Source organism: Frankia sp. CcWB2 (assembly GCF_977927585.1).
Genome location: NZ_CDWRCM010000135.1, coordinates 2082 through 6840 on the forward strand (window position 1 = coordinate 2082; position 4759 = coordinate 6840).

Below are 4759 nucleotides of genomic sequence, written 5' to 3' on the forward strand. Positions count from 1 at the left end.
AGATCCGTACCATCAGCAACACGGTCGGGCGCCGGGACCGGTCCGACTGGAACCTGCCGGTCGCGCTGGCCAGCCTCCACACGGCCGCCGCGGCACTCGTCGCCCACCCGGACGGTCTGGTGATGGCCGCACCGGCGGCCACTACGAGGGACGCCTCCACCACGATCCCGGCCGAGCACCCGGGTGCCCGCGGCCACCACGGGAACAACGGCCACCACGGGACGGGAGAGCACTGAGATGGGTGCTGGCCGGGCGACCACCTCGCACCTTCCAGGTCCGCTCTCGCTCGCCATCTCGCCCTGCCCCAACGACACATTCGCCTTCCATGCCCTCGCGCACGGACTCGTCCCGGGAGCACCCGAGGTGTCGGTGGCCTTTGCCGACATCGACGTCCTCAACGCCCGGGCCGCCGACGGGCGGGACGACCTCGTCAAGGTGTCCTACGCCGCCCTGCCGTGGCTGCTCACCGGGTACCAACTGCTGACGGCGGGCGGGGCCCTGGGCCGCGGCTGCGGCCCACTCGTCCTCACCGCCGGGCGGTCGGGCCTGCGCGGTGCCCGGGTCGCCATCCCCGGCACCCGCACCACGGCCTACCTGCTGTTCCGGCTGTGGGCGGCCGACGAGGGCGTGACGAGCGCCGACGTGCTTCCCTTCGAGAAGATCATGCCCGCCGTCCGCGACGGCGCGTACGACGCGGGGCTCGTCATCCACGAGTCCCGCTTCACCTACCCGTCCTATGGGCTGACGGCGCTCGTCGACCTCGGCGACTGGTGGGAGGGCCAGACCTCGCTGCCCATTCCGCTCGGCGCGATCCTCGCCCGCCGGGGGCTGGACGGCCCGGCGCTGTCCGCCGCGGTGCGGGCGAGCGTCGCCGCGGCCTTCGCCGATCCCGCCGCCAGCGCCGACTACGTCCTCGCCCATGCCCAGGAGATGGCGCCCGACGTCGTCGACGCCCACATCAAGCTGTACGTCAACGAGTTCAGCCTCAACCTCGGCGACGAGGGGTTCGCCGCCGTCGAGGCCCTGCTCTCCCGCGCCGCCGACGCCGACCTCGTCCCCGCGCTTCCGCGGCCGCTGCGCTGAATCGCGAGCCCCCTCGGAGGGTCCTGATGGCAGGATGGAGACGTGAGTACCGATCAGATACCGGCTGTCGGCGTCGCGGAGCTACCGGTCGAGCTTTCCGCGGACGGTGCCCCGCTGATGGTGGACGTGCGGGAGCCCGACGAGTGGTCCGCCGGTCATATCGCCGGCGCGCTGCACATCCCGATGCGTGAACTGGCCGCCCGGCTCGACGAGGTTCCCCGGGAACGCGAGGTCGTCGTGGTGTGCCGCTCGGGCGGCAGGTCCGCCGCCGTCACCAACTACCTCAGGCAGGGTGGCTGGCAGGTCCGCAACCTGACCGACGGGATGCTCTCCTGGCAGGCGCACAGCCGCCCGATGGTGAACGAGAGCGGCGCCGCGCCCACCGTCCTCTGAGGACCGCCGGCCGGCTCCGCCGGGCCCGGGCTGACTCCGCCGGCTACTCCGCATTTCTCGGATGACCCGGCGCCGCGGGCTTCCGGTCAGCCGCTCGGGGTCAGCCCCAGTGCCGGCTGGTTCGGGCACTTCTGGAGAACGGCGCGCATCGCGTCCGCCTCCGCCTGGACGACCCACAGGCGGTAACGGGCCTTCAATCCCACTTGGCGCGCGATGTAGGGGCACTGCTCCCCCGGGCTCGGCGGCAACCATTCGGCGGCGTCATGATCGCTCTTGCGCTGATTCGTGGGACCGTCGACGGCCAGCAGGTTCTCCGGATCGTTGGCGAACTGGAGCCGTTCCCGGGCGGTCCAGTTGAGCGCGCCGGTCCGCCACGCATCCGCCAGGGGGACGACGTGGTCGATCTGCACGCTGGCGGAGTTCCGTCCACGGTCGAAACGGATGATTCTGGTGGTGTACGGATCCCGGAGCTCACCGGTCAGCACCGTGCAGCCGTCCGATCTGCGGATGGTGGTGCTGCGCAGATCTCGCCGCAGAATGTCGTTACGGGTGTCACACCCGTTGTCGTCGATGTCCGACCAGGCGGGCCCGAACTCGTCCCGGCGGTACCTGGGAGAGTTGTCCTCCTCTTTGATCGGAAGGGTGGCGAGCAGCTTCAGCGCCGAGCCGCTGGCGGTCGGGGCACCAACCTGGTTGGACGTTCCGGTCTGGTCGGAAAGGTCACTGCAACCGGTCAGGCCGGCGATGAGGGCGAGAACGGCGAGGGCCGCGGCTCCGCCGGGTCGACCGGGTCCGCGACGATCTGGACCGACACCGCTTCTTCGCACCGGACTCCCCACCTCGACGGTTCGGAACCCGTGGGGGGTGCTCGCCCCGCTTCGGGTCCGTTCGGATCGAGGGTGACATTAACTGGAAATCGGCCCGCCGGGCTGGTCGGCCACCGTCAGGGGACGGGAACGCGGACTCCTCCGCTCACCGGATTGTCGTGCAACTCCAACTCCTGGGCCGTGGCCTCCCGCGAGATGTCGAAGACCATGGTGCCCGCCCTGAGGTCACCCGGGTTGATCGAATCCCACAGATCCTCGTTACTCAGTTGGAGGCGGGCGAGGAAATCGGCGCTGTGCCGGCCGCCGCCGCCGTCCCACAGAAACTGGGATGAGGTCACCAGCGTGCGGGTGGAGTCGCCGAGGTTGCGCACGGTCACGTGGGCCAGGCAGAACTGGCCGTCCGTGTGCCGAGCGAGCAGTCCGTCACCGAGTTTGGTCTGCCCGCACCGGAAGGAATCCACGATGAACTCGAGCTGGCCATCCGTGACGGGGCGGTTCAGGCCGCTGGCCGAACCCGATGCCGTGCTCGGACCGGTGGAGCGCGACGGGGCGGTTGTGGCCGCCAGCTGTTCCGCGGAACCATTCTGGCCGCTCTTTCCGGTCTTTCCGGGCAGGCTGACCACGACCGCGATGGCGATCAGCGCGCTCAGGACGATGGCGGCGATCCAGACGAGTCGCCTGCGATCGAGCCCGCGGGCCGCCGGCGGCTGGGCGAAGGGCGGGTACGGTGCGCCGGGCTCACCCGGTACCGGCCCGTGCTGATCGGGAGCCTGGCCGGACCACGGCCCCGGCGGTGCGCCGGGGACCTGCCCGCCCATCCGCCCGCCCAGCTGCGCGGGTGGGCGGGCGCCTACCTGGGCGGGCCGCGGGCCGGGGCGTCCCATCGGGCTGTGCGCGTCGGGCTGCCCCGGTGGTGCCTGGCGTGGTTGTCCCGGTCCCTGGCCCGCCCGGGCGGCGGGAGCGCCCGCGTTCCAGGGGACCTGACGCGCGGGAACCGAGGTCGCCGCGCCGATCCGGGTCGGCGCGGCGCGGGGCACCTCGCCGGTTCGGCTCAGGAACTCCTCGGCCTGACCCATCGCCTCGCCGATGGCACCGGTACCGCGGGAGGGTGGCTGCGCGATGAGCCGCAGCAGCAGGTCCCGGGCGCTCGGCCGGTCGTCAGGATGCTTGGCCAGAGCCGCGCTGACCAGGCCGACCAGCGGCTGCGGCAGACCACGCAGGTCCGGGGCGGACCCGACGATGCGCATGCCGAGGTCGATGTCCGTACCGTCGCCGAACGGGTGGCGGCCGGTACCGGCGTAGGCGATGAGGATGCCCCAGGCGAAGACGTCCGCCTCCGGACCGATGGGCTGGCCGTGCACCTGTTCGGGAGCCATCCACCCGGCGGAGCCGAAGCCCCATGCCGTGGGCTTCGCCTTCGCGCCCTCGAGGGCCTGCGCGATCCCGAAATCGATCACACGTGGCCCGGACAGTGAGAGCATCACGTTACTGGGCTTGAGATCCCGATGGACGAGGCCTGCGCTGTGGATCGCGGTAAGCGCCGTCGCGACCCCCACGGCCAGTCCGGTCAGGATCGACGAGGTCAGCGGGCCCTTGTCGACCTGCATGTCCAGCCGGACCCCGTCGATGAACTCGGTGACGAGGTACGGCGCGGGCGCATTCGGATCCGCGTCCAGGACTTCGGCGGTGCAGAAGGGAGCGACCTTGCGTGCCGCTTCGACCTCGGCCCGGAACCGGCGGCGGAACTCCTCGTCGGCAGCCAGATCCGGTCTGATGACCTTGATGGCAACCCGCCGTCCGGCCCGGTTCCTCGCCAGGTAGACCGTGCCCATGCCGCCGACCCCCAGCCGGCTGAGCAAAACATAGGGGCCGACCGACCGGGGCTCGTGTGGATTGAGCGGATCACCTGGTTCGGAGCGGCCGGAACCCATGCGTGCGGCGTTGTCGGCCACGGTCAGCACCGCACGGCTGTGATCACGACCGCTGTCCACTGCTTGTCACACGAATGCCTCTTAAATCCCGATCCGACGCCCCGTTCCGACCGCCGATCCGTGCCCTCCGCCGATCAGCGGAGGTGGGACGGCCCTCGGCGATGCCACCGCGGCCGGCTGCGGGGCTGCTCATGGTTCGGTCTGGTCTACGTTTGCAGTCTGTCGCACTGCCAACGCTTCCAGTCGCACGCGGGCTCCCCGCCGACGGGACCGGTCGGCTCCCCGACAATGTGTTGCCGCCACGGCGCGCAGGCCGCGGCGGATGAGGCCGCAACCGAGGAGGCATCGTGAACCGGTGCGTACCGGTGTGGCCAATCTGATGAAGGGCTCGATCTCGGCTCATGCCCGGATCCTGATTGATGTGGCTGGCTCGGTCGGTGTCGCTGATGTGATGGGAACAGCGGATTCGATGGACCCACCTGGCGGCGTCCGACGAGGAACCTGGCGCCCAGGTCGCGGTGTGCA

4 protein-coding genes and 1 pseudogene are annotated in these 4759 nt (G+C 71.0%); 3 read left to right on the plus strand and 2 right to left on the minus strand.

Annotation, left to right across the window (positions count from 1 at the left end):
* The 3 genes and pseudogenes from ACY45C_RS14560 to ACY45C_RS14570 form a co-directional block, all read left to right on the plus strand.
* Positions 1 to 236: pseudogene (locus tag ACY45C_RS14560) on the plus strand (futalosine hydrolase); the annotation flags it as partial.
* Position 237: 1 nt separating this feature from the next.
* On the plus strand, positions 238 to 1083 hold the full coding sequence (locus ACY45C_RS14565) for a 1,4-dihydroxy-6-naphthoate synthase (protein WP_462188145.1): 846 nt from the start codon (positions 238 to 240) through the stop codon (positions 1081 to 1083).
* Positions 1084 to 1125: 42 nt separating this feature from the next.
* Complete coding sequence (locus tag ACY45C_RS14570) at positions 1126 to 1476, plus strand: rhodanese-like domain-containing protein (protein ID WP_462188146.1); 351 nt, start codon at positions 1126 to 1128, stop codon at positions 1474 to 1476.
* A gap of 86 nt (positions 1477 to 1562) precedes the next feature.
* Here the strand turns inward: ACY45C_RS14570 and ACY45C_RS14575 are convergent, their stop codons facing one another.
* Positions 1563 to 2303, minus strand: coding sequence for an HNH endonuclease family protein (locus ACY45C_RS14575; protein ID WP_462188147.1), 741 nt, complete (start codon positions 2301 to 2303; stop codon positions 1563 to 1565).
* Positions 2304 to 2419: 116 nt separating this feature from the next.
* The gene (locus tag ACY45C_RS14580; RefSeq protein WP_462188155.1) at positions 2420 to 4234 is read right to left on the minus strand and encodes a protein kinase domain-containing protein; all 1815 of its coding nucleotides are present in this window, start codon (positions 4232 to 4234) and stop codon (positions 2420 to 2422) included.
* Positions 4235 to 4759: the final 525 nt, after the last annotated feature.

Coding starts and splice junctions, on each gene's coding strand:
- ACY45C_RS14565 (WP_462188145.1), top strand. CDS start 238: ATGGGTGCTGGCCGGGCGACCACCTCGCACCTTCCAGGTCCGCTCTCG.
- ACY45C_RS14580 (WP_462188155.1), bottom strand. CDS start 4,234: ATGGGTTCCGGCCGCTCCGAACCAGGTGATCCGCTCAATCCACACGAG.